2 protein-coding genes are annotated in these 790 nt (G+C 64.2%); both read right to left on the reverse strand.

The annotated features are described in order from the left end of the window. Nucleotides 1–531: electron transfer flavoprotein subunit beta/FixA family protein (locus ACED67_RS21640; protein WP_395543815.1), on the reverse strand; the 531-nt coding region annotated here is incomplete at its 3' end. A 13-nt stretch (nucleotides 532–544) separates the two neighbouring features. After that, the coding region (locus ACED67_RS21645; protein ID WP_395543816.1) for a 3-hydroxyacyl-CoA dehydrogenase family protein at nucleotides 545–790 on the reverse strand (246 nt) is incomplete at its 5' end.

Raw genomic sequence — 790 nt, forward strand, 5'->3', positions numbered from 1 at the left:
GATGGCCGGCATCTTCACCTTGATCCTCTGCAGCCCGCCATCGACCTCGCGCGTCACGGTGGCGCTGTCGCCCTCGATGGCCAGCTCGCTGGCGAAGGTCGCCTGCGCCCAGCCCAGAAGGGCGGCCAGCATCTGGCCGGTGGCGTTCATGTCATTGTCGATCGCCTGCTTGCCGCACAGGACAAGCCCCGGCGCCTCTTCCTTGACCACGCCCGCCAGCAGCTTTGCCACCGCCAGAGGCTCGATATCGGTGTGTACATCCGCCGTGGCCTCGATCAGGATCGCCCGGTCGGCGCCCATGGCCAGCGCATTGCGCAGCGTCTCCTGCGCCTGCTTGACGCCGATCGACACCACCACAACCTCGGTCGCGACACCCTTCTCCTTCAGACGGATCGCCTCTTCCACCGCGATCTCGTCAAACGGGTTCATCGACATCTTCACATTCGCAAGATCGACCCCGCTCCCGTCCGCCCGAACGCGAACCTTCACGTTGTAGTCAATCACACGTTTGACCGGCACAAGGACCTTCATCGTCGCGCTCCGCTTATCTGGTGGGGCGGGGCACCTCGCCCCGGTAATCATAGAACCCGCGCTGGGTCTTGCGGCCCAGCCAGCCGGCTTCGACATATTTCGTCAGCAGCGGGCAGGGGCGGTATTTCGTATCGGCCAGCCCGTCATAAAGCACGTTCATGATGGCAAGGCAGGTGTCGAGCCCGATGAAATCGGCCAGTTCCAGCGGCCCCATCGGATGGTTGGCCCCGAGCTTCAGCGCCGTGTCGATCGACTGCAC

The organism is Neotabrizicola paludis, from assembly GCF_044142105.1.
Classification (GTDB): domain Bacteria; phylum Pseudomonadota; class Alphaproteobacteria; order Rhodobacterales; family Rhodobacteraceae; genus Pseudogemmobacter.